General features: G+C 68.0%; 21 protein-coding genes and 1 riboswitch. Of the genes, 5 read left to right on the top strand and 16 right to left on the bottom strand.

Going from position 1 to position 21,861, the window contains the following annotated elements; genetic code table 11:
* Nucleotides 1–3: 3 nt before the first annotated feature.
* Together glmS and glmU are read right to left on the bottom strand one after the other, a co-directional pair.
* On the bottom strand, nucleotides 4–1,842 hold the full coding sequence (gene glmS / locus JTE92_RS13305; RefSeq protein ID WP_063241167.1) for a glutamine--fructose-6-phosphate transaminase (isomerizing): 1,839 nt from the start codon (nucleotides 1,840–1,842) through the stop codon (nucleotides 4–6).
* A gap of 105 nt (nucleotides 1,843–1,947) precedes the next feature.
* Nucleotides 1,948–3,312, bottom strand: a complete 1,365-nt coding sequence (gene glmU, locus JTE92_RS13300) for a bifunctional UDP-N-acetylglucosamine diphosphorylase/glucosamine-1-phosphate N-acetyltransferase GlmU (protein ID WP_063241166.1) — start codon at nucleotides 3,310–3,312, stop codon at nucleotides 1,948–1,950.
* Between the two features lie 290 nt (nucleotides 3,313–3,602).
* Between glmU and JTE92_RS13295 the strand changes: the two genes are divergently transcribed.
* Nucleotides 3,603–4,430 (top strand): DUF6279 family lipoprotein, encoded by an 828-nt coding sequence (locus JTE92_RS13295; RefSeq protein WP_063241200.1) that lies wholly within the window; start codon nucleotides 3,603–3,605, stop codon nucleotides 4,428–4,430.
* Between the two features lie 208 nt (nucleotides 4,431–4,638).
* On the opposite strand, the gene ttcA is transcribed toward JTE92_RS13295, so the two are convergent.
* The 3 genes from ttcA to JTE92_RS13280 form a co-directional block, all read right to left on the bottom strand.
* Nucleotides 4,639–5,580, bottom strand: coding sequence for a tRNA 2-thiocytidine(32) synthetase TtcA (gene ttcA / locus JTE92_RS13290; protein WP_063241165.1), 942 nt, complete (start codon nucleotides 5,578–5,580; stop codon nucleotides 4,639–4,641).
* 109 nt (nucleotides 5,581–5,689) lie between these two features.
* Nucleotides 5,690–6,094: a dihydroneopterin aldolase gene (locus JTE92_RS13285; protein ID WP_084254772.1), complete on the bottom strand. Its 405-nt coding sequence runs from the start codon at nucleotides 6,092–6,094 to the stop codon at nucleotides 5,690–5,692.
* Nucleotides 6,095–6,191: 97 nt separating this feature from the next.
* A complete protein-coding gene (locus JTE92_RS13280) occupies nucleotides 6,192–7,082 on the bottom strand; it encodes an SDR family oxidoreductase (RefSeq protein WP_084254771.1) in 891 nt (296 codons plus the stop codon).
* Between the two features lie 15 nt (nucleotides 7,083–7,097).
* Between JTE92_RS13280 and JTE92_RS13275 the strand changes: the two genes are divergently transcribed.
* Both JTE92_RS13275 and JTE92_RS13270 read left to right on the top strand, forming a co-directional pair.
* Nucleotides 7,098–8,300, top strand: coding sequence for a class I SAM-dependent methyltransferase (locus JTE92_RS13275; protein ID WP_063241164.1), 1,203 nt, complete (start codon nucleotides 7,098–7,100; stop codon nucleotides 8,298–8,300).
* Between the two features lie 16 nt (nucleotides 8,301–8,316).
* The gene (locus JTE92_RS13270) at nucleotides 8,317–8,511 is read left to right on the top strand and encodes a DUF2905 domain-containing protein (RefSeq protein WP_029047373.1); all 195 of its coding nucleotides are present in this window, start codon (nucleotides 8,317–8,319) and stop codon (nucleotides 8,509–8,511) included.
* Between the two features lie 16 nt (nucleotides 8,512–8,527).
* Here the strand turns inward: JTE92_RS13270 and JTE92_RS13265 are convergent, their stop codons facing one another.
* The 4 genes from JTE92_RS13265 to JTE92_RS13250 form a co-directional block, all read right to left on the bottom strand.
* Nucleotides 8,528–9,775 (bottom strand): multifunctional CCA addition/repair protein, encoded by a 1,248-nt coding sequence (locus JTE92_RS13265; protein ID WP_063241163.1) that lies wholly within the window; start codon nucleotides 9,773–9,775, stop codon nucleotides 8,528–8,530.
* 21 nt (nucleotides 9,776–9,796) lie between these two features.
* Entirely contained in the window at nucleotides 9,797–10,486 is a 690-nt protein-coding gene (locus JTE92_RS13260) for a glutathione S-transferase family protein (protein ID WP_063241162.1), read from the bottom strand.
* Nucleotides 10,487–10,649: 163 nt separating this feature from the next.
* Nucleotides 10,650–11,672, bottom strand: a complete 1,023-nt coding sequence (locus tag JTE92_RS13255) for a complex I NDUFA9 subunit family protein (protein WP_063241161.1) — start codon at nucleotides 11,670–11,672, stop codon at nucleotides 10,650–10,652.
* Nucleotides 11,673–11,778: 106 nt separating this feature from the next.
* Nucleotides 11,779–13,734, bottom strand: a complete 1,956-nt coding sequence (locus tag JTE92_RS13250; RefSeq protein ID WP_063241160.1) for a lytic transglycosylase domain-containing protein — start codon at nucleotides 13,732–13,734, stop codon at nucleotides 11,779–11,781.
* A gap of 109 nt (nucleotides 13,735–13,843) precedes the next feature.
* Here JTE92_RS13250 and JTE92_RS13245 point away from each other — a divergent pair, with 109 nt between their 5' ends.
* Nucleotides 13,844–14,446, top strand: a complete 603-nt coding sequence (locus JTE92_RS13245; protein ID WP_063241159.1) for a 5-formyltetrahydrofolate cyclo-ligase — start codon at nucleotides 13,844–13,846, stop codon at nucleotides 14,444–14,446.
* A gap of 39 nt (nucleotides 14,447–14,485) precedes the next feature.
* On the opposite strand, the gene JTE92_RS13240 is transcribed toward JTE92_RS13245, so the two are convergent.
* The 4 genes from JTE92_RS13240 to ahcY all read right to left on the bottom strand — a co-directional run bounded on the left by JTE92_RS13240 (nucleotide 14,486) and on the right by ahcY (nucleotide 18,119).
* A complete protein-coding gene (locus JTE92_RS13240) occupies nucleotides 14,486–15,229 on the bottom strand; it encodes a Mut7-C RNAse domain-containing protein (RefSeq protein WP_063241158.1) in 744 nt (247 codons plus the stop codon).
* 162 nt (nucleotides 15,230–15,391) lie between these two features.
* Nucleotides 15,392–16,222 (bottom strand): methylenetetrahydrofolate reductase [NAD(P)H], encoded by an 831-nt coding sequence (gene metF / locus JTE92_RS13235; RefSeq protein ID WP_063241157.1) that lies wholly within the window; start codon nucleotides 16,220–16,222, stop codon nucleotides 15,392–15,394.
* A gap of 40 nt (nucleotides 16,223–16,262) precedes the next feature.
* The gene (locus tag JTE92_RS13230; protein ID WP_063241156.1) at nucleotides 16,263–16,613 is read right to left on the bottom strand and encodes a phage holin family protein; all 351 of its coding nucleotides are present in this window, start codon (nucleotides 16,611–16,613) and stop codon (nucleotides 16,263–16,265) included.
* A gap of 87 nt (nucleotides 16,614–16,700) precedes the next feature.
* Complete coding sequence (ahcY, locus tag JTE92_RS13225) at nucleotides 16,701–18,119, bottom strand: adenosylhomocysteinase (RefSeq protein WP_063241155.1); 1,419 nt, start codon at nucleotides 18,117–18,119, stop codon at nucleotides 16,701–16,703.
* Nucleotides 18,120–18,235: 116 nt separating this feature from the next.
* A riboswitch (S-adenosyl-L-homocysteine riboswitch) is annotated at nucleotides 18,236–18,329 on the bottom strand.
* 59 nt (nucleotides 18,330–18,388) lie between these two features.
* Between ahcY and thiD the strand changes: the two genes are divergently transcribed.
* Nucleotides 18,389–19,225 carry a bifunctional hydroxymethylpyrimidine kinase/phosphomethylpyrimidine kinase gene (thiD, locus tag JTE92_RS13220; protein ID WP_063241154.1) on the top strand — a complete coding sequence of 279 codons (837 nt, stop codon included), beginning with the start codon at nucleotides 18,389–18,391 and terminating at the stop codon, nucleotides 19,223–19,225.
* Between the two features lie 23 nt (nucleotides 19,226–19,248).
* Here thiD and JTE92_RS13215 read toward each other — a convergent pair whose 3' ends face one another.
* The 3 genes from JTE92_RS13215 to JTE92_RS13205 form a co-directional block, all read right to left on the bottom strand.
* Nucleotides 19,249–19,698, bottom strand: coding sequence for a PaaI family thioesterase (locus tag JTE92_RS13215; RefSeq protein ID WP_063241153.1), 450 nt, complete (start codon nucleotides 19,696–19,698; stop codon nucleotides 19,249–19,251).
* Nucleotides 19,699–19,882: 184 nt separating this feature from the next.
* Nucleotides 19,883–21,022: a thiamine phosphate synthase gene (locus JTE92_RS13210; RefSeq protein WP_063241152.1), complete on the bottom strand. Its 1,140-nt coding sequence runs from the start codon at nucleotides 21,020–21,022 to the stop codon at nucleotides 19,883–19,885.
* Nucleotides 21,019–21,861 carry a thiazole synthase gene (locus JTE92_RS13205; protein ID WP_063241151.1) on the bottom strand — a complete coding sequence of 281 codons (843 nt, stop codon included), beginning with the start codon at nucleotides 21,859–21,861 and terminating at the stop codon, nucleotides 21,019–21,021. The genes JTE92_RS13210 and JTE92_RS13205 overlap by 4 nt, the downstream gene beginning before the upstream one ends.

Raw genomic sequence — 21,861 nt, 5'->3', positions numbered from 1 at the left:
TCCTTACTCCACCGTCACCGACTTCGCCAGGTTGCGCGGCTTGTCCACGTCGGTCCCGCGGGCGCATGCCGTGTGATACGCCAGCAGCTGCAGCGGCACCACGTGCAGGATCGGCGACAGGTCGCCATAGTGCTCGGGCATGCGGATCACCTGGATGCCGTCCGACGACTGGATCTGCGTATCGCTGTCGGCGAACACATAGAGACGGCCGCCGCGCGCGCGCACTTCCTGGATGTTGGACTTGAGCTTTTCCAGCAGCGCGTCGTTGGGCGCGACCGTGACCACCGGCATGGCTTCGGTCACCAGCGCCAGCGGGCCGTGCTTCAGTTCGCCGGCCGGATAGGCCTCTGCGTGGATGTACGAGATTTCCTTGAGCTTGAGCGCGCCTTCGAGCGCGATCGGGTAGTGCAGGCCGCGGCCCAGGAACAGCGCGTTCTCGCGGCGCGCGAAGTCTTCGGACCAGGCGATGATCTGCGGCTCCAGCGCCAGCACGCCGTGCAGCGCGGCCGGCAGGTGGCGCAGATTGGCCAAATCCTTGGCCTCGGCTTCCTCGGTCAGCAGGCCGCGCACCTTGGCCAGCGCCAGCGTCAGCATGTACAGCGCGGCCAGCTGCGTGGTGAAGGCCTTGGTCGAAGCCACGCCGATCTCGGTGCCCGCGCGGGTCAGGAAGCGCAGCTCGGTCTCGCGCACCATGGCGCTGGTGGCAACGTTGCAGACCGCCAGCGTATGCACATGGCCCAGCGCGCGCGCGTGGCGCAGCGCGGCCATGGTGTCGGCGGTTTCGCCCGATTGCGAGATCACCACCACCAGCGCGCGCGGGTTGGGCACGGTGTCGCGGTAGCGGTATTCGCTGGCGACCTCGACCTGGGTCGGGATCTTGGCGATGCTTTCGAGCCAGTACTTGGCGGTGCAGCCGGAATAGTAGCTGGTGCCGCAGGCCAGGATCAGCACGCTGTCGATGCCGGCGAAGACTTCCGCGGCGTTGTCGCCGAACAGCGCCGGCGTGATGCCCTCCACGCCTTCCAGCGTGTCGCCCAGCGCGCGCGGCTGCTCGAAGATTTCCTTCTGCATGAAGTGGCGGTACGGTCCCAGCTCGACGGATGCGGCATGGGCCTCGACCAGGCGTGCTTCACGCTCGACCGCATGGTCCTGCGCGTCATGGATGACGACGCCGTCAAGCGAGATCTCGACCACATCGCCCTCTTCGAGGTAGATGATGCGGTTCGCGGTGCCGGCCACGGCGAGCGCGTCGGACGCGAGGAAGGCCTCGTTCTCGCCCAGCGCCACCACCAGCGGCGAGCCGGCGCGGGCGCCGACCACCACGCCGGGCTGGTCCTTGGCGAACACGGCGATGGCATAGGCGCCATGCAGGCGCTTGGTGACGGCGCGCACCGAGGCGAACAGGTCGCCGCGGGTGGCGCTGCTGGGATAGGTGTAGGCCTGGTGGATCAGGTGCGCGACGACTTCGGTGTCGGTCTGCGACTCGAAGCCGTAGCCGACCGCGCGCAGCTCCTCGCGCAGCGGCTCGTAGTTCTCGATGATGCCGTTATGCACCAGCGCGATGGTCTCCCCCGACAGGTGGGGGTGGGCGTTGACGGTATCGGGCTTGCCATGGGTGGCCCAGCGCGTGTGCGCCACGCCGGTGAAGCCGGACAGGCCCGAAGCCTGCGTCTGCGCATCCAGGTCGGCCACGCGCGACACGGTGCGGGCGCGCTCGACCGCATCGTCGCGCACGACCGCGACGCCGCACGAGTCATAGCCGCGGTATTCCAGGCGGCGCAGCCCCTCGACCAGGACCGGAACGATATTGCGCGTCGAAACCGCGCCGACGATGCCACACATGCTGAACCCCCGTTGCTGGCGCCCACTGCGGCGCCCTGTCCAATCCATCGCGCCGCCCGTCCGCGGCCGGCGCTTTCCCTGGCCGCTCACGCGGCGGCCTGACGATTACTTCTTCGGCTGCCTGACCGGACGCTGCCAGGCGTCGACGGTCATCTGCTTCGCCCGCGACAGCGTCAGCTTGTCCGCAGGCGCTTCCTTGGTCAACGTGGTGCCCGCGCCCAGCGTGGCGCCGCGGCGTACCGTCACCGGCGCCACCAGTTGCGTATCGGAGCCGATAAAGACGTCGTCCTCGATCACCGTGCGGTGCTTGTTCACACCGTCATAGTTGCAGGTGATCGTGCCGGCGCCAATATTGACGCGCGAGCCCACTGTGGCGTCTCCAACATAGGCGAGGTGATTGGCCTTGCTGTGCGCAGCCACCTGGGCATTCTTGACCTCGACGAAATTGCCGATATGGACATCTTCGCCCAGTTCGGTGCCCGGGCGCAGCCGCGCGTACGGCCCGATGCGGCCGGCAGGACCGATTCTGGCACTGTCGACATGGCAGAACGGGTGCAATTGCGCGCCGGCACCCACGGTGCTGTTGCGGATCACGCAATGGGCGCCGATGCTGGCGCCGTCTTCCAGGTGCACGCGGCCTTCGAACACGCAGCCGACATCGATGGTGACATCGCGCCCGCAAGTCAGCTCGCCACGCACGTCGATGCGCGCCGGATCCAGCAGCGTCACGCCGGCTTCCAGCAGGCGGCGGGCCTGGTTGCCCTGGTGGATGCGCTCGACTTCAGCCAGCTGCAGCTTGCTGTTGACCCCAAGCGTCTCCCAGATCGCCGCCGGCTGCGCCGAGACGATCTCGACGCCTTCCGTGGCGGCGCGCTCGACCGTGTCGGTCAGGTAGTACTCGCCCTGGGCATTGTCGTTGCCAAGCGTCGACAGCCAGCGCCGCAGGTGTCCCGTCGGGCACACGATGATGCCGGTATTGATCTCGCGGATGGCCTTGACGGCCTCGCTGGCATCCTTTTGCTCGACGATGCGGACGATGCTGCCCGCGGCGTCGCGTACGATACGGCCATAGCCGGTGGGATCGGGCATTTCCACCGTGAGCACGCCGAAGCGCCCGGTGCCTGCCTCGGCCACCAATGCCTGGAGCGTGGCAGCGGTTGTGAGTGGCACGTCACCGTACAGAACCAATGTTGGCTGGCTGTCGTCCAACAATGGAAGTGCCTGCATCACCGCATGGCCCGTGCCTAGCTGCCGGGCCTGTTCGGCAAAGGCAACATCGTCGGCGGCCACGGCGTCGCGCACGTGCGCGGCGCCGTGGCCGACCACCACGACCAGCCGCGACGGCGACAGCGCGCGTGCCGTATCCAGGACGTGCGCCAGCATGGGCCGCCCGGCAACCGGGTGCAGTACCTTGGGCAAATCGGAAACCATTCGCTTGCCCATGCCCGCGGCGAGAATGACGATATTCACAAGGAGACCCCTAAGTGAGTGTGTCCGAAAATATTCTGGAAAACGCCAGCCGGGTGCTTCGCGGACTTCACCGCCCAGCTTGGCTGCAGGCCCGTGCCCGGTCGGTGCGGAATCCCGCAAACCCTTGCCAGTCTTGGGCTGGCGGCGATCGGAGCGGCCCTGTTGCAACGCGCGCCGATTTTAACATGGCGTTTTCTGCGCAAGGCCGCGCTGTTTCCGAATTTCACAATCGGTGGGCGCGGCGGATTTTGGTGATTTTCAGTGCGGCGGCGCTGTGCGCGTGCAATGCGATGAAACTCGGGTACCAGCAAGGCGACCGGCTGGCGTACTGGTGGATCGACAATTATGTCGACGTCACTTCCGCCCAGGAGCCGCTCACGCGGGAGGCCATCGCGCGCTTCTTTGCCTGGCACCGCAAGTCGCAGCTGCCCGAGATCGCGGGCCTGCTGCAGCAGGCCAAGGCCGAAGTGCGCCAGCCGGTAACACCGGCCATGGTCGAGCACTTCCAGGACGCCTCGCAGCAGCTGGCGCGCCGCTCCTACGAGCGGGCCATGCCCGACATGGCAGACCTGCTGCTGACGCTGACGCCCGACCAGATCGCCCGCATGGAGAAGAAATTCGCCGACGGCAACGCCAAGTACCGCAAGAAATTCCTGAACCCCAACCCGGCCGAGCGGGTCGACGCCCGCTTCGACAAGGTGATGGACTACGCGCGGCTGGTCTACGGCGACTTCTCCGGTGAGCAGGAAAAGCAGATCCGCGCGGCGCTGCTGCCCGTGGTCGAGAACGCCGAGTCGCGCTACGCCGAGCGGGTGGCGCGGCAGCAGGAATGGCTCAAGATGGTGCGCTACGTGCAGGCCACGCAGCCGTCCAGGCCGCAGGTGATGGACCTGCTGCGGCGTTTCCGCGAATACTGGCAGAACCCGCCAGCCAGGCATGCCGTGAGCCACGATGCCAGCAACAGCGCCGGCATTGCGCTGACCGTGGCGATCGCCAACATGACCACGCCGAAGCAGAAGGCGCATGCGCAGGACCGGTTCCAGAAGTGGATCGACGATACCAACGTGCTGATGCGGGAGAAGGCGCACGCCCCGGTGCAGTCGGCGGCGGCGAACTGAGTTTCGGCCAGCCCTCAATGCAAAATGCCCGCTCACGCGGTAATACCGTTCAGTTAACCACCGTCGTTCCCGCGCAGGCGGGAACCCAGTGACTTCAAAAGACGCTGGATTCCCGCCTTCGCGGGAATGACGGTGGGGCTTGATACCTTAACCGAACGGCATTACCGCTCACGCGGGCATTGTTGCCATGTGGTGGCGGTCGGCGGCGTTACTGCGGCGCGCCGGCCTGCTCCGCCCCGGGCGCGGACGCCGGCGGGCGCTCGAAGCGCACGAACTCCATCCGGTTCTCTTCCATGCTGCCCGCGAACACCAGCGGCTGCTGCTGGAAGGTGGTCTCACCGAACAGCGAAGCCTCGTCCACCTTGGCCAGCCCGGTAGCCAGCCCCGTGAACGGGAACAGCTCGGTATCGGCCAGGTGCGACGGCACCACGTTGCGCAATGCCGAGAAGATATTGTCGATGCGGCCCGGGTTCTGCCGCTCCCACTCCTGCAGCATCTCGCTGACCTTCTTGCGCTGCAGGTTTTCCTGCGAGCCGCACAGGTTGCACGGGATGATCGGGAATTCCATCGCGCGTGCGTACGATGCAATGTCCTTCTCCGAGCAGTACGCCAGCGGGCGGATCACGATATGCGCGCCATCGTCGGTGGCCAGCTTGGGCGGCATGGCCTTCATCTTGCCGCCGAAGAACATGTTCAGGAAGAAGGTGTTGACGATGTCGTCGCGGTGGTGGCCCAGCGCGATCTTGTTGGCGCCCAGTTCCTTGGCGGTGCGGTAGATCACGCCGCGGCGCAGGCGCGAGCACAGCGAGCAGGTGGTCTTGCCCTCGGGCACCTTCTCCTTGACGATCGAGTAGGTGTCGGCCTCGACGATCAGGTATTCCACGCCCAGCGACTTCAGGTATTCGGGCAGCACGTGCTCGGGGAAGCCCGGCTGCTTCTGGTCCAGGTTCATCGCGATCAGCCTGAACTTGATGGGCGCGCGCTTCTGCAGCGCCATCAGGACCGACAGCATGGTGTACGAGTCCTTGCCGCCACTCATGCAGACCAGCACGGTGTCGCCGTCCTCGATCATGCCGAAGTCGCCAATGGCCTTGCCGGTTTGCGATTGCAGCCTCGTCTCGAGGCGGTAGAAATTGTTCGAGTGGCTCATGGAGCATCCTGTTGCATGGCGCCTGCCGGATGGAATGGCCGGCAGCGCGCGAAGGGGCAACATTTTACTTTAGCCGCCTGCTCGCTGCACGCGCCAGGCAAATGCGGACTCAGGCGCCCTGCTTGATGTGGAACACCTCGACGCCGACGGAATCGCAGTCCGGGTACACGTCGGGCTTCTCGGTCGACACGCGCACGGCGCGCACCTTGGGATGCCTGAGCATGGCGCGCGCGACGTCGTCGCACAGCGTTTCCTGCAGGTGGACATGGCCCTGCGCCATGCGCTCGGCCACGGTGTTGCGCATGAAGTCGTAGTCGACCACTTCGTCGAGCTTGTCGGCGTGCGGGGTGGATTCCTGCAGCGGCACGAACAGGTCGATATTGATCAGCACGCGCTGCTCGCCCTTCTTTTCGAACTCATGCACGCCGATATTGATCTGCACTTCATAGTTGCGCAGGAACATGCGTCGGCAGTCCTGCAGGCTGGGGTGGGAAAGAGCGGCGAGCATGGTCATGGCTGGGGGGAAAGGCTAAAAAAGGGAACGCCGCGCCCCGGGGGACGCGGCACATCGGGGTATGGATTGCCGGCGTACCTGGCGTACAGGCGCCAGCTTACTCGGTCAGGAACATCACGTCGCGCGCCAGCGGCATCAGGTGCTGGCCGCCGTCCACGTACAGCGTGGTGCCGGTGACGGCGCGCGCCTGCGCCATATAGGCCACGGCCTGGGCGATATCCTCGGGCGTGGACGACTGGCCCAGCGGCGTCACGCGATGCGCGCGGCGGAAGCTCTGTTCCGACTGCTCGCCCGACACCAGCGTGATGCCCGGCGCCACGCCGACCACGCGGATGCGCGGCGCCAGCGCCTGCGCCAGCTGCACCGTGGCGGTCTGCAGCGCGGCCTTGGACAGCGTGTACGACAGGAAATCGGGATTCAGGTTATCCAGCTTCTGGTCGAGCAGGTTGATCACCACGCCGCTCGGTCCGGCGGCCTTGTCCTTGTCCTTCTCGCCGCCCGGGGCCGCGGCGGCCAGCGCCTTGTGCAGCTCGCGCGCCAGCAGCAGCGGCGCCGCCACATTGGTGCGCATATGCGTATCGAGCGACGCATAAGAGAAGCTGGTCGCCACGTCGTACTGGAACAGCGAAGCGTTGTTGACCAGGCAGGTCGGCAGGCCCAGCGCGGCAATGCAGTCCGCGATCAGGCGGCCGGTGGCGGCCTCGTCGGCAAGGTCGGCGCGCAGCACCGCGGCACGGCGGCCGAGCGCGCGGATTCTGGTCGCCAGCGCCTCGGCCTCGTCCACCGAGCGGTGGCAATGCACGGCGACGTCCCAGCCTTGCGCGGCCAGTTCCAGCGCAATGGCGCGGCCCAGGCGGCGCGCGCCGCCGGTGACGAGCGCGACGCCGCGGGCAGAGGCCTGGGCGGCGGCGTGGCCGGCAGTATCGGGAGCGGTATCGGGAGCGGTATCGGGTGCGGCAGCAGGTGCCGAGGTATCGGATGCGGGCATTGCTACAATCGCGGGATGCAGAAAGCCGCTAGTCTACCCCTTCCCCCCGCCGATGCGCAGGCCGCGTCCGATACCCTTGCGGCCCGTATTGGCGAATCGATCGACGCGGCCGGCGGCTGGATCGGCTTCGACCGCTATATGGCGCTGGCGCTGTATGCGCCCGGCCTGGGCTACTACAGCGGCGGCTCGGCCAAGTTCGGGCGCGATGCCCGCGACGGCAGCGACTTCATCACCGCACCGGAACTGAGCCCGTTCTTCGCCCGCACGCTGGCACGCCAGTTCGCGCCGCTGATCGCCCAGGGGCTGCCGCGGATGATGGAATTCGGCGCAGGCACCGGCCGCCTGGCCGCGGACCTGCTGCTCGGGCTTGAGCAGGAAGGCCGGTTGCCGCAGGAATACGCGATCGTCGAACTGTCCGGCGAGCTGCGCGCGCGCCAGCAGGAAACGCTGGCGCAGCGCGCCCCGCACCTGGCCGCGCGCGTGCGCTGGCTGGATGCCTTACCGGACAGCTTCGAGGGCCTCATCGTCGGCAACGAAGTGCTCGATGCGATGCCGGTGCAGCTCTACGCACGCATTGACGGCCGCTGGCACGAGCGCGGCGTGGCGCGCACCGAGCCCGGCGCGGCCGCCGCATTCCACTTCGAGGACCGCGTGCTCGCCGATGCCGACGTGCCGGCAATGCAGCGCGACATCCCCGGCGACCACGATCTCGTCACCGAGACTCACGCCGAAGCCGAGGGCTTCATCCGTGCCGTCGGCGCGATGCTCGCGCGCGGCGCCGCCTTTTTCATCGACTACGGCTTCCCCGCCGCCGAGTACTACCACCCGCAGCGCACCGGCGGCACGCTGATGTGCCACTACCGGCATCATGCGCATCCGGACCCGTTCCTCTACCCGGGCCTGCAGGACATCACCGCGCACGTCAATTTCAGCGGCGTCGCCGCGGCCGCGGTGGAAACCGGGCTAACGGTATCGGGCTTTGCCTCGCAGGCGCGCTTCCTGATGAACGCCGGCATCACCGAGCTGCTGATGGCGCTGGACCCGTCCGATGCGCGCGCCTTCCTGCCGCAGGCCAACGCCGTGCAGAAGCTGCTGTCGGAAGCGGAAATGGGCGAGCTGTTCAAGGTCATCGCGCTGACGCGGGGCCTCGACGACGGCACGGACGCGAGCGAGCCGCTGGCCGGCTTCGCCCGCGGCGACCGCTGCCATACCCTGTAAGCCGCGGCGAACGCCCATGCTGCGCTGGACCCTCACCATCTTCCTGAGCGTGATCATCCTGTCCTCGGCGTTGCCCTGGCTGCAGAAGATCGGGCTGGGACGGTTGCCAGGGGACGTGCGCTTCCGCTTGTTCGGGCGGGAGTTCGTGCTGCCGTTTGCCTCGACGATCCTGCTGTCGCTGGTGGCGCTGGTGATCGGCAAGCTGTTGTAGGAACAGCCGCGGACTTTCAATCCGCCGCGTGCTCGCCGAGCCGCTGCGCCACGGCCGCGACGCGGGCCGCATGGACACGGTCCTTGATCTGCCCCACGTCGTCCGCGCAGGCGCGCGCGATCGCGCCGGCATCGACGCCGGCGGCGGCTTCGCGCGCCGCCAGCAGCCGTGTCGCCTGCGGATAGTCGCTGTGCTCGAAGCCCTTGCGGCCGCGCTTGTCGGCCTCGCACGCCTGCAGCGCCAGCGCGAAGCGGTCGGGCTTGCGCAGCGCGTCGCAGCGTTCCAGCAGCCGCACCACCGCGGCGGCGCTGAATTCCAGCGAACGATGGATATTGCCGTGCTCGCGCGCCACCACCACCGCCAGGTCGCGGCAGTCGTTGGGCACGCGCAGCCGCACGCAGACCTCTTCCAGCAGCTTGACGCTGCGCATCTCATGGCCGATATGGCGCGGCAGCACGTCTTCGGGCGTGGTGCCCTTGCCCAGGTCGTGCACCAGCGCGGCAAAGCGCACCGGCAGCGGCGCGCCCATCGCGGCGGCGGTATCGATCACCATCATCACGTGCACGCCGGTATCGACCTCGGGATGGAAGTCGGCACGCTGCGGCACGCCCCACAGGCGATCGAGCTCCGGCAGCAGCCGCGCCAGCGCGCCGCAATCGCGCAGCACCTCGAACATCCGTGACGGATGCGCTTCCATCAGGCCGCGCGCCAGTTCCTGCCAGACGCGCTCCGGCACCAGCGCGTCGACCTCACCGGCCGTCACCATCTCGCGCATCAGGCGCTGGGTCTCGGCGGCGACAGTGAAATCGTGGAAGCGCGCGGCGAAGCGTGCCAGCCGCAGGATGCGCACCGGGTCTTCGGCGAAGGCATCGGAAACATGGCGGAACAGGCGGGCCTGCAGGTCGCGCTGGCCGCCGTGCGGGTCGATCACCGGGCCGGCCAGGTTGCCGTCGGCATCGACCTCGCGCGCCATCGCATTGATGGTCAGGTCGCGCCGGACCAGGTCGTCTTCCAGCGTGACATCGGGCTCGCAGTAGAAGGCAAAGCCCTTGTAGCCCATCGCGGTCTTGCGCTCGGTGCGCGCCAGCGCGTATTCCTCATGGGTGCGCGGATGCAGGAAGACCGGGAAATCCTTGCCGACGGGACGATAGCCCGCGGCTTCCATCTCATGCGGGGTCGCGCCGACGACTACGTAGTCGCGGTCCTGGCTGGGCTTGCCCAGCAGTTCGTCGCGGATCGTGCCGCCGACGGCATACACCTGCATCGTTGTGGCCTCTTCTGGTGCTCAGTGATTGACGATGATCGCGTCGGGCCGCTCGGGCGACACGCGGTACGGCTCGTCGTCGGCCAGGAAATCGCGCTCCTCGCGCGCGGCGGCGATCCACTCCTGCATCGCCGGCAGCGCCAGCATGAAGTCGGCATAGGCCTTGGCGTCCTCCGGCAGGTGGATGCCGTAGGTGGCAAAGCGGCTCACCACCGGCGCGAAGAAGGCATCGGCAATCGTGAATTCGCCGAACAGGAACGGCCCGCGCGCGCCGTGCTGCTGGCGCAGCCCACCCCAGATCGCGGCGATACGGTCGACGTCGCGCTGCACCGCCACGTTCCAGCCGCGCCCGGGCAGCACCGCGGTCACGTTCATCGGCAACTGGCTGCGCAGGTTGGTGAAGCCGGAATGCATCTCGGCGCAGATGGCGCGCGCCACCGCACGCTCGGCGCGATCGCCCGGCCACAGCGTCTTTTCCGGGAAACGCTCGGCCACGTATTCGGCGATCGCCAGCGAATCCCACACGGTGACGTCGCCATCGACCAGCGCCGGCACCTTGCCCGCCGGCGAATAGCGCGCGATCTCGGCGGCGAAGCTGCCGGTGAACAGGCGCACCTGCACCTCTTCGAATTCGATGCCGGCCTGGCGCAGCAGCAGCCAGGGGCGCAGCGACCAGGAGGAGTAATTCTTGTTGCCGATGACGAGCTTCATCGTAGGTCCTTGGGGGAGGAGGCGACAGGAGGCGGCGGTGCGCCGGACCGGTCATTTTGCCAGCGCACCAGCCTGCCTCAAAATGAATTGCTCTCGCAAGCGATCCGAAAATGGGTCACATAGGCCACCCCGCTGACGGGCCCGTCCGCCCCACCCGCCCCCGTCAGCGGTGCACGCTGGCGCGCATCGAGGTCAGCGTGGCATCGCGGTTGCGCCCGGCCAGCGCATCGGTCATCACCGATTCCAGGCTGGCCGGATGCAGGTCCAGCTCCGGCGCGACCGGATGTTCGAGCACATTGTCCAGCTGCATCGAGTCGAGGTTGTCGCGCGACAGCAGCGGATCGCCCGGCATGTGTTCCATGATGGTCGCCTGCACCCGCGCCAGCGCGTCCGGCAGCGCGATCACCGGGCGCGGATGGCCCGAAGCGCGGCCGGCGAAGCGCACCAGTTCTTCGAGCGTATAGACCTGCGGGCCGCCCAGTTCATAGCCGCGGCCGATGGTTGCCGGGTTGACCATGGCGTTGAGGAAGGCCTGCACCACGTCCTGCACGAACACCGGCTGGAAGCGCGCCTGCGCGCAGGCCAGCGGCACTACCGGCGCCATCTGCTGCATCTGCGCGAACAGGTTGAGGAAATGGTCGTCTGGCCCGAACACCACCGACGGGCGGAAGATGGTCCAGTCCAGCCCGCTGGCGCGCACGATGCGCTCGCCGTCGCCCTTGCTGCGCAGGTACATCGACGGCCCCTGGCTGTCGGCGCCGAGCGCGCTCATATGCAACAGCCGGCGCACGCCGGTGGACAGGCACGAAGCCGCGATCTGGCGCACCATTTCCACGTGGGCGCTGGCAAAGGCCTCGCCGTAGGGATCGGCACGCTCGCCGTGCAGCACGCCGACCAGGTTGACGACGATGCCGTCGACCCCGAGCGAGCCGATGGCGTCATCGAGCGCGGCATTGTCGGCCAGCCCCAGTTCCACCACCTCGACGCGCGGCAGCAGCAACAGGTGCTGCGCGTGCTCGACGTTGCGGGTGCCGACCACGATGCGGTCGGGGGCAATGGGCGAATCGGGATTGCTGCCCGGTTCCAGCGGCGCACCCGAGGCAGAGGCGGCGCCTGCCAGGCGCGAGACAAGGTGGCTGCCGATAAAGCCGGCGCCACCGATGACGAGGACGTTGCTGGTCTGCATGATGCCTCCGTGCCAAGTGGACTGCACGTCGCGGCGCGTTGCGCCAGCCGGGCCGCCGCAACGCGCCCGGCACTGCACACCAGCGGCCCGTCCCGTCGGGTGCCCGTCAGGGCAGGCTGGTGGTGGTCACCGGCGACGGCGCGACCGTGCCCAGGCGCGATTTCAGCGACTGCGGACGGCCACTCATCAATGCAGCATAGTACGTAGCGTTCGAAAGCACATTCTTCACATAGCCGCGCGTTTCCGTGAACGGGATGGTCTCTGCAAAGATCGCGCCTTCCACCGGCTGCGCCAGCGTGCTGCGCCAGGCCTTGGGCCGGCCCGGACCGGCGTTGTACGCGGCCGACGCCAGCGTCCAGGAACTGTCCAGGTCGGTCAGCACCATGTTCAGGTAATTGGTGCCGAGCAGGATGTTGATGTTGGGATCGCCCATCATCTGCGGCGAGAAATCGTTCATGCCGATCTTGCGCGCCACGTACCTGGCCGTCGCCGGCATCACCTGCATCAGGCCATGCGCACCGGCGGACGAGCGCGCGTTCATGATGAAGCGCGATTCCTGCCGGATCAGGCCGTAGACCCACGCCATGTCGAGGCCGACATCGTCGGTGGCGCGCTGCATGATGTCGCGGTACGGCATCAGGAAGCGCAGCCCGAAGTCATGCTCGTTGCGGGTGCGGTCGGCGGTGTTGACGGTGCGGTCGAGCAGTTCGAGACGGCGCGCGTACTCCGCCGCGGCGAGCAGCTCGCGGTCGTTCATGCCGCGCAGCTCCCAGTTCCATTCGCGGTTGCCCTCGAAGCGCATGTTCATCGCATAGAACTTCTGCGCGCGCTGGAAGCCGGCGCGCGAGCGCATGGCATTGGCTTCGGCATCGCCGACAGTGGTGCGCGCGGGCAGCGTGATGCGGTTGCCCAGTTCTTCGCTGGCGAGCTGCCCATAGAAGTTGAACTGGCCGGCGATCTGCTGGAAGTTCTGCTGCGCCTCGGTATCGCGGCCTTCGGCCTTGAGCGCGCGGCCGTACCAGTAGAGCCACGCCGCGTCCTTGGCGCGCAGCTCGGGACGCATCAGCTCGACCGCCTGGCGCACCTGCTTCCAGTCGCCCTGGCGCAGCGCGGCGCGCACGCGCCATTCCTGGGTGTCGTCGGACAGCCACTGGTTGCCGCCCAGGTCCATCTGGCGGCGGTAGTAGGTGGCCGCTTCGGGCAGCAGCTTCTTGGCCGCGAACTGGCCGATCACGCCCCACGCCGCGCCTTGCTCGTCGCGCGACAACGTGCCCTGGACGGTGCCCAGGTAGGCGACGGCCTGGTTGGGGTCGGTGCGCGCCATCTTGACGAGGGTGGCGAGCGTGTCGGCGTCGACGCGCGCATCGGGCAGCAGCGCGGCGATCTTGCCGGCCAGCGTCAGGTAGTTCTGCTCCAGCGCCAGCCGCGCCTGGTAGGCGACATCGCTGCGCTGGATCTGCTGGCTTTGCACCAGGTAGCCGATCAGGTCGACGCAGCCTTCGCCGAAATAGCGCGGATCGCTCAGCGCGTGGCGCGACTCGGCGGCGACGTTCTGGCCCTTGAGCGCGCGCGACAGCAGCGCATAGCATTCGACCTGGGTATCGTCCTTGAGCGCGAACTGCGGGTACTCGGCATCGAAGTTGGCCCAGTCGCGCTTCTTGCCCAGCACCAGCAGCCAGTCGTTGCGCATGCGGTCGGCAATGGCCTGGCCCTTGTAGCGCTGCAGGAAGGCGCGCACCTGGTCGTCGGGCGCGTCGATGCGCGCCAGGCCGCTGGCGTCGAACATCTGCGGCTTGATGCGGAAGTACTCGATGTACGACGGGATCGGGTAGTCGACCAGGGTGGCCGAGATCGCGTAGGCGCGCTCCACGTCATTCTTGCGCGCCGCTTCGCGCAGCGCGGCGAAGGCCTCGTCCGGATCGCTCGGGATCACCGCCGGCTGCTGCTGGCGCACCGGCGCCTGCGGGCGCTTCTGCGCGTGGACCGGCGTGACAAGCAGTGCACATGCCATGGCGATCCAGGCGGCCCGCCCTGCACGCTGCAGATATACTCCCTTCAGCATTCTTTGCTTCCTTGTCGATGACGGCGGCGCCGGTGCCCGCCATGCATGGCAAGGGCCGCAGCAGCTTCCGCCGTCCGTGTTGGTTCGGACGCGGGCATTATCCCACGCCATGTCTTCAAGATCCGCCACTTCGGCCGCCACCTCGCCCGCCTCGCTCCCCGATCCCGCCGAAGACCGCCGCGCGCAGCGTGCGCGCCTGCTGGCATTGCGTGCCGGCCTGCCCGCGCGCAACGATGCCGATGCGCGCATCGGCGCCGCGTTGTCCGAGCTGCTGGCGGGCCTGGCCGTGCGCTGCCTCGGCTTCTACTGGCCGATCCAGCAGGAGTTCGACGCGCGCGGCGCGGTCGCGCAATGGCTCGCGGCGGTGCCCGGGCGCCAGGCTGCGCTGCCGGCGGTAAGCCGGCCCGGCGCGCCGCTGGACTTCCACCGGTGGGACCCGGACACGCCAATGACCAAGGGCCACTATGGCATCCCGGTCCCAGACGGCACCGAGGCCGTGACGCCCGACGCCCTGGTCATTCCCTGTGTCGGTTTCAGCCCCGACAAGTTCCGCCTGGGCTACGGCGGCGGCTTCTACGACCGCACGCTGGCGGCGATGGCGCACCGGCCGGTGGCGATCGGCATCGGCTATGAAGCGTGCCGCATCGCGCTGCCCGCGCAGCCGCATGATGTGGCGATGGACTGGATCGTTACCGAGGCCGGGGCGTTCTAGCCCAAAAGGGTGACGGGAGCGCGCGGGCAAAGCTTGAGTTCAGCCGGCCTGCACGAGCTCATCGACCAGCGCGCGCATGCAGCGCCAGTGCGAGCCTTCCCAGAACACCCGCCGGCACTGGTCGCAGGTGACGAAGCTGCGGTGGCGCTCGAGCACGCCGTCCGGCACCCGCCCCGCCGCTTCGGCCGCATCCAGCGCGTGCAGCGGCACATTGCAGTCCAGGCATAACGAAAACGGCCGCGCGCTGCGCGCCAGGTCGAGCCGCGCGAAGATCTCGCGCACCTGCTGGCGCGGCTTGAGCGCGCGCACATAGCAGCCGTGCGTGATGCCGCGGCGCTTGAGCAGTTCGCGGTCGCGCGTCAGCACGACGCGGCATTCGTCAACAGCAATGCGCTCGATCTCGCTGTCTTCGAAGTGGTTGTCGTAGAGGGTGTCGAAGCCGGTCATGCGCAGCAGGTGCGCCAGCCCGCCCAGATGCGCGTCGGCAACGAAATGCATCACGCGCAGCGGGTGCTCGCGCACGCGCAGCAGCGGCGTGACGTCGAGGCGTTCGAACTTGGGATAGACCGAGACCCGGTCGCCATCCTGCAGCTGGCGCTCGAAGACGGAAGACTCGCCGTTGACCAGGATCAGCTCGACCTCGGTGTGCGGCACACCGAGTGCCTCGATCATGTGCTTGACGGTCGCGGCGCGCGCGCACGCGCAGGGCAGGTCACGCCGGCGCTGGTCCGGTGGGAGGAAGTCGTTCAGTTCCTCGTAGAAGCGGAAGGTGGCGGTGACCATGGGGCGAGTATGGCACCGATTTGGGGGCGTGGGAGCACCTATGCGCCTGCAGCAGGCACCCCTCTCCCCGTGAGGCCCGTGAGGGGAGAGGGAGAACACCTTGCTTGGGCAAGCTCGAGTCGCTTTGGAGCACCCAAAACCGCTCTCTTTTCAGCGGGTTCCTTACAGCTTCAGCCGCTGCCAGATCGCCTTGGTCGCGCCGGCCGCGTTGAGCGTGTAGAAATGCAGCCCCGGCACGCCCGCGGCCAGCAGCCGCTCGCACAGCGCGGTGACCACGTCCAGCCCGAAGGCGCGGATCGATTCGCGGTCGTCGCCGAAGCTCTCCAGCCGCTTGGCCACCCAGCGCGGCACTTCGGCACCGCACATCTCGGAGAAGCGCATCAGCTGCGAGTAGTTGGTGATCGGCATGATGCCCGGCACGATCGGCACCTCCACGCCCTGCGCGCGCACATCGTCGACAAAGCGGAAGTACGCGTCGGCGTTGTAGAAGTACTGCGTGATCGCCGAGTCGGCACCGGCCCTGACCTTGCGCACGAAGTTGTCGAGGTCATGGCGCGGCGACTTCGCCTGCGGGTGGTACTCCGGGTACGCCGCGACTTCGATATTGAACCAGTCGCCGGTCTCCGCACGGATGAACTCCACCAGCTCGTTGGCGTAGCGGAACTCGCCGATCTCGCCCATGCCCGACGGCATGTCGCCGCGCAGCGCGACGATATGGCGGATGCCGCCGTCGCGGTACTGCTGCAGGATCGCGCGGATGCTCTCGCGCGATGAGCCCACGCACGACAGGTGCGGCGCGGCCTCGATGCCTTCGCGCTGGATTTCCAGCACGGCGTCGAGCGTGCCTTGCTGCGTGGTGCCGCCGGCGCCGAACGTCACCGAGATGTACTTGGGCTTGAGCGGGGCCAGCTGCGCGCGCGTGTTGCGCAGTTTCTCCGTGCCCTCCGCCGTCTTGGGCGGGAAGAATTCAAAGCTGAAGTAGCGGTCTTGCATGATGGTGGCGCGCCGCGTTGCCGCGGCGCGCGAAATGAGGTCAGTCGTCGCGGTTGCCCAGCAGCAGGCTGGCGAGCAGCCACGAGATCACGCTGTACAGGATGGAGCCCAGCAAGGCCGCCCAGAAGCCGCCGACCGTGAAGCCCGACAGCAGGTTGCCGACAAACAGGAACAGCAGCGCGTTGATGACGAAGATAAACAGCCCCAGCGTCAGCAGCGTGACCGGCAGCGTCAGGATCACCAGGATCGGCCGGATCAGCGTATTGACCAGGCCCAGCACCAGTGCCGCCAGCATCGCCGAGCCGAAGCTCTTGATGTGGATCGACGGGATGATGTACGGCAGCACGAACAGCGCGACAGCGTTGATGACCCAGACGACCAGTAGTCTCATGACGGCTCCTTGGTTGGTGGTTTCTCCCCTCACCCCCGGCCCCTCTCCCGCAAGCGGGAGAGGGGAGTTCCTACCTTCCTGCGCGCATCAATAACGGTAGTGATCCGCCTTGTACGGGCCTTCCTTCTTCACGCCGATATAAGCGGCCTGCTGCTCGGTCAGCTCGGTCAGCTGCGCGTTCAGCTTGCGCAGCTGCAGGCGCGCAACCTTCTCGTCCAGGTGCTTGGGCAGCGTGTAGACGCCGACCGGGTACTTGCCGCTGTCGCGTTCCTGCCAGAGCTCGATCTGGGCGATGGTCTGGTTGGCGAACGAGCTGCTCATCACGTACGACGGGTGGCCGGTGGCGCAGCCCAGGTTCACCAGGCGGCCCTTGGCCAGGATGATCAGCTTCTTCCCGTCCGGGAACTTCACGTGGTCGACCTGCGGCTTGATCTCGTCCCACTCGTACTTCTCGATCGAGGCGATGTCGATCTCGTTGTCGAAGTGGCCGATGTTGCAGACGATGGCCTGGTCCTTCATCTTGGCCATGTGCTCATGGGTGATGACGTGGTAATTGCCGGTGCAGGTGACGAAGATATCGCCGTGCTCGGCGGCGTAGTCCATGGTCACCACGCGGTAGCCTTCCATCGCGGCCTGCAGCGCGCAGATCGGGTCGATCTCGGTGACCCACACCTGCGCCGACAGCGCGCGCAGCGCCTGCGCGCTGCCCTTGCCCACGTCGCCGTAGCCGGCCACGATGGCGATCTTGCCGGCGATCATCACGTCGGTGGCGCGCTTGATGCCGTCCACCAGCGATTCGCGGCAGCCGTACAGGTTGTCGAACTTGCTCTTGGTGACGGAGTCGTTGACATTGATCGCCGGGAAGCGCAGCTCGCCCTTCTGGGCCATCTGGTACAGGCGGTGCACGCCGGTGGTGGTTTCCTCGGTCACGCCGCGGATAGCTGCCAGGTTGCGGCTGTACCAGCTCGGATCCCTGGCCAGCTTTTCCTTGATCGCGGCGAACAGGTAGGTTTCTTCCTCGCTGCCCGGGTTGGCGATCAGCGAAGCATCCTTCTCGGCCTTGGCGCCCAGGTGCAGCAGCAGCGTGGCGTCGCCGCCGTCGTCCAGGATCATGTTGGGGGTGCCGCCGTCGGCCCAGTCGAAGATGCGGTGCGTGAAGTCCCAGTACTCCTTCAGCGATTCACCCTTGAAGGCGAACACCGGCGTGCCGCCCGCGGCGATGGCGGCGGCGGCGTGGTCCTGCGTCGAGAAGATATTGCACGAGGCCCAGCGCACGTCGGCGCCCAGCGCCTGGAGCGTTTCGATCAGCACGGCGGTCTGGATCGTCATGTGCAGCGAGCCGGCGATGCGCGCGCCCTTGAGCGGCTGCGCGGCAGCGAATTCATCGCGGATCGCCATCAGGCCGGGCATCTCGGTTTCGGCGATGGCGATTTCCTTGCGGCCCCAGCTGGCCAGCTTGATGTCGGCGACGAGGTAGTCTTGCTTCAGGTCGGTCACGGCGTTCATGTTTCACTCCGGTGAAGAGTGGCACGCAGGTGACGAGATCGGGGAATCGGGCGGCGGCATGGCAGCGGCACATGCGCAGCGGGCGGATAGGTCGACTCGCCTCCGTGCGAACCACGGATCAGCGAGCGCCGTTGAAGACAGTCCGAGCCTGGCGGATGCATGGGGTAGCACTTTTTGCCTACCGCATCCGTTGCAACGCTCCTCGGAGTGGCGGTATTGTAGCGTGCCCGGCTGCCTTGCGCACCGGCCCCTCCTTGATTTCCGCACAGATGATCCCAACGCCACCCCGCACCCTGACCATCGCCGGCTCCGACTCCGGCGGCGGCGCCGGCATCCAGGCCGACCTGAAGACCTTTTCCGCGCTGGGCTGCTTCGGCATGAGCGCGATCACTGCGATCACCGCGCAGAACACGCTGGGCGTGACCGGCGTGCATGCTATTCCTGCCGACATGGTGGCCGCGCAGATCGACGCGGTGGCCGGCGATATCGGCGTGGACGCGGCCAAGACCGGCATGCTGGGCACCGCCGCCATCGTCGAGGCCGTGGCCGCGGCGGCGGACCGGCATGGCATCCGCAAGCTGGTGGTGGATCCGGTAATGATCTCGACTTCGGGCGCGACGCTGTCCGACGACGCCACCACGCAGGCCATGGTGCGGCTGCTGTTCCCGCGCGCGCTGCTGGTCACGCCCAACCTGCCCGAGGCCTCCTACCTGCTGGGCCGCAGGATCGCGCGCCGCGCCGACATGGAACAGGCCGCCGCCGACCTGATCGCAATGGGCTGCCCGGCCGTGCTGCTCAAGGGCGGCCACCTGGAAGACGATGGCGCGGCCGGCATCGCCGGCGGGCTGGATGACATGCTGATGCTGAAAGACGGGACCGTGCGCGTGTTCACGCACCCGCGCGTCGATACCCGCAACCTGCACGGCACCGGCTGCACGCTGGCGGCGGCGATCGCGTCGCAGCTGGCGCGTGGCGATGCGCTGGAAGATGCGGCGGGCAAGGCACTGGACTATGTGGCGCAGGCCATCGCGGCCGGCGCGGGACTGCGGCTGGGCAGCGGCAACGGCCCGCTGAACCACGCCTTCGCGCCGCGCGCGCTGGGCTGAGCGGCGGGTTTTTCAGGCAGGAATCAGTTGCCGCCGCTGGACAGCGGCACCAGCTTGAACGCGGCCCGCGCCACGCACACCACGGTGCCGGCCGCATCCTTCACTTCGCCTTCGCAGAAGGCGATGCGCGCGCCGCGGCGCAGGCAGCGCGCTTCCAGCGTCAGCTCGCCGCGCGCGGCGGCCAGGAAATGGGTCGACATGTCGATGGTGATCACGCCCGTTTCCGTGGGCGCATGCGAGCGTGCCGCACCGCTCAGCGTGAAGTCCAGCGTCGCCATCAGCGTGCCGCCGTGCACGTCGCCGCGGCTGTTCACCAGCTGCGGGTGCGCCGGCAGGCGCGTGCGGCAGTAGCCCTCCTCGATCACCTCCGGCTGCAGGCCGAAATAGCGCATCAGCGGGACATCGATGCCGAAGTAGGGCTTCTCGGGCGTGCCGGGGGCGGCGGGGATGATTTCGGGGAGCTGGGTCGACATGGTGCGCGATGCGGGATGGTTGGCGGGGAATGCTGCCCAACATCATAGCGGCGGGGTCCGGTCCGGTTCCCGCGGCTGGGCGAATGTCGCACAAATCTTGGTGACGCGATGCCCTCACCAGGTGTGGTTCGCTCCGCTCTCCCCCGGCCCTTTCCCAAAGGGCGAGGGGAGAAAAACCACTGGCTCAGAGAGCCTCGGCCGGAAACAGGCTGACGAGGTGGGCGACGGCTGCCGGCACGTCGTCGGCCTCGGTGACGGCGCGCACCACGGCGGCGCTGCCCACGCCCACGGCCAGCACTTCGCGCATATTCGTGGCGTTGACGCCACCGATGCCGACCAGCGACGGGATCACCGGCTGCATCAGCTTCGCATACGCGCGGAAGCGGCCCATGCCTTGCGGCTGGGTCGGCATTACCTTGGTCGTGGTCGGGAAGATCGCGCCGAGCGCCAGATAGCTCGGGCGGATCGCCGCGACGCGCAGCATCTCGGCGTAACCGTGCGTGGATACGCCCAGCCGCAGCCCGGACGCGCGGATCGCGTCGAGGTCGGCGTCGTCGAGGTCTTCCTGGCCGAGGTGGATGCCGTAGATACCGCTCTGCGCGCCGTTGGCAACGTGATAGTCGATCGCCGCCTGCCAGTGGTCGTTGATGAACAGGCGCGACGACGAGCCCTGCATGGCCCTGGCCGCGCGCGCGATCTCGGCGCGCACCGCGGCGGGATCGTCGGACTTGAAGCGCAGCTGCACCGTGGGCACGTTCAGCGGGGCCAGGCGCTCGATCCATTCGACGCTCGGCACCACCACGTACAGTCCCAGCGCGGGGCATGGCGCGAACGGCTCGACGGCCTGTTCCGGCGCCACCAGCGCGGCATGGCGCACGCGCGGGAAACGCGCGAAATCCGCTGGCCAGTCGGCCGAGCCCGGCGCCCAGGCGCGCGCCAGCGCCAATGCGTCATGCGCGGGGAAATGCAGCGAGAGGCTCGCCAGCAGCACCGCGACGAACGCGGCCGAATGCGGCTGGTCGCTGTCCGCGGCAACCGAGAACACCCAGGTGCCCATCGGCGAGCGCACCGTGTCGATCCACTGGCCGCCTTCGCGGTCGGTCTCGATCAGCGTGGCGCCGCTGGCGGCAACGCGCGCAATGGTTTCTTCGGTGGCTTCGCCGTCGGACAGCAGCACATCGTGCGCGCCGGGATGCTCAGGCGCGTCTTCCAGGCGCCAGGCCTGCCACGGCTTGTCGTCGATGCCGAAGGTCTCGCCATAATGCTCGAGCACCGCCGCGCGCAGCGGACCGTCGCTGGGAACGTGGACGGGGCGGCGGGTCATGCGCGCTGCTCCCGCTGTTCCGCCTCCGCATGCCAGAACGGCATGCCGACCACCGGCGTGCTGGCCTGCGCCACCTCGCGCTCGGGCATCGGGCCGGCGAGGTACGCGGTGCGGCCGGCTTCGACTGCCTGCGCGAACGCGCGCGCCATGTTGACCGGGTAGGCGGCCTGCGCCACCGCGGTGTTGAGCAGCACGCCGTCGTAGCCCCACTCCAGCACCTGCGCTGCGTGCGACGGCAGGCCCAGGCCGGCATCGACGATCAGCGGCGTATCCGGCAGGCGCTCGCGCAGCACGCGCATCGCGTGCGGATTGACCGCGCCACGGCCGGTGCCGATCGGCGCGGCCCAAGGCATCAGCGCCTGGCAGCCGACGTCGAGCAGCCGGCGGCACAGCACCAGGTCCTCGGTGCAGTACGGCAGCACCTTGAAACCTTCCTGGATCAGGGTCTCGGCCACCGCGGGCAGGTTGAGCGTGTCGGGCTGCAGCGTGTAGTCGTCGCCGATCAGCTCCAGCTTGATCCACGGCGTCTCGAACACCTCGCGCGCCATCATCGCGGTGGTGATGACCTCCTGCGCGGTGAAGCAGCCGGCGGTGTTGGGCAGCACCGGCACGTTCAGCGCCTTGAGCATCTGCCAGAACGCCTGGCCGCCCTCGCCGTCGCCCACCGCGCCCTGGCGGCGCAGCGCGACGGTGATCATCGCTGGCGTGGAGGCCTGCACGGCCGCTTCAAGCGTGGCCGGCGACGGATAGCGCGCGGTGCCCAGCAGCAGGCGCGAGCCGAACGACTCGCCATACAGCACGAATGGGTCGCGCAGGGTTTCGGAAGGTTCGAATGTCAT

The sequence above is a fragment of the Cupriavidus oxalaticus genome (assembly GCF_016894385.1).
GTDB lineage: Bacteria > Pseudomonadota > Gammaproteobacteria > Burkholderiales > Burkholderiaceae > Cupriavidus > Cupriavidus oxalaticus.
The sequence above is the reverse complement of the archived record's forward strand: the minus strand, read 5'-3'. Positions and strand labels throughout refer to the sequence as shown.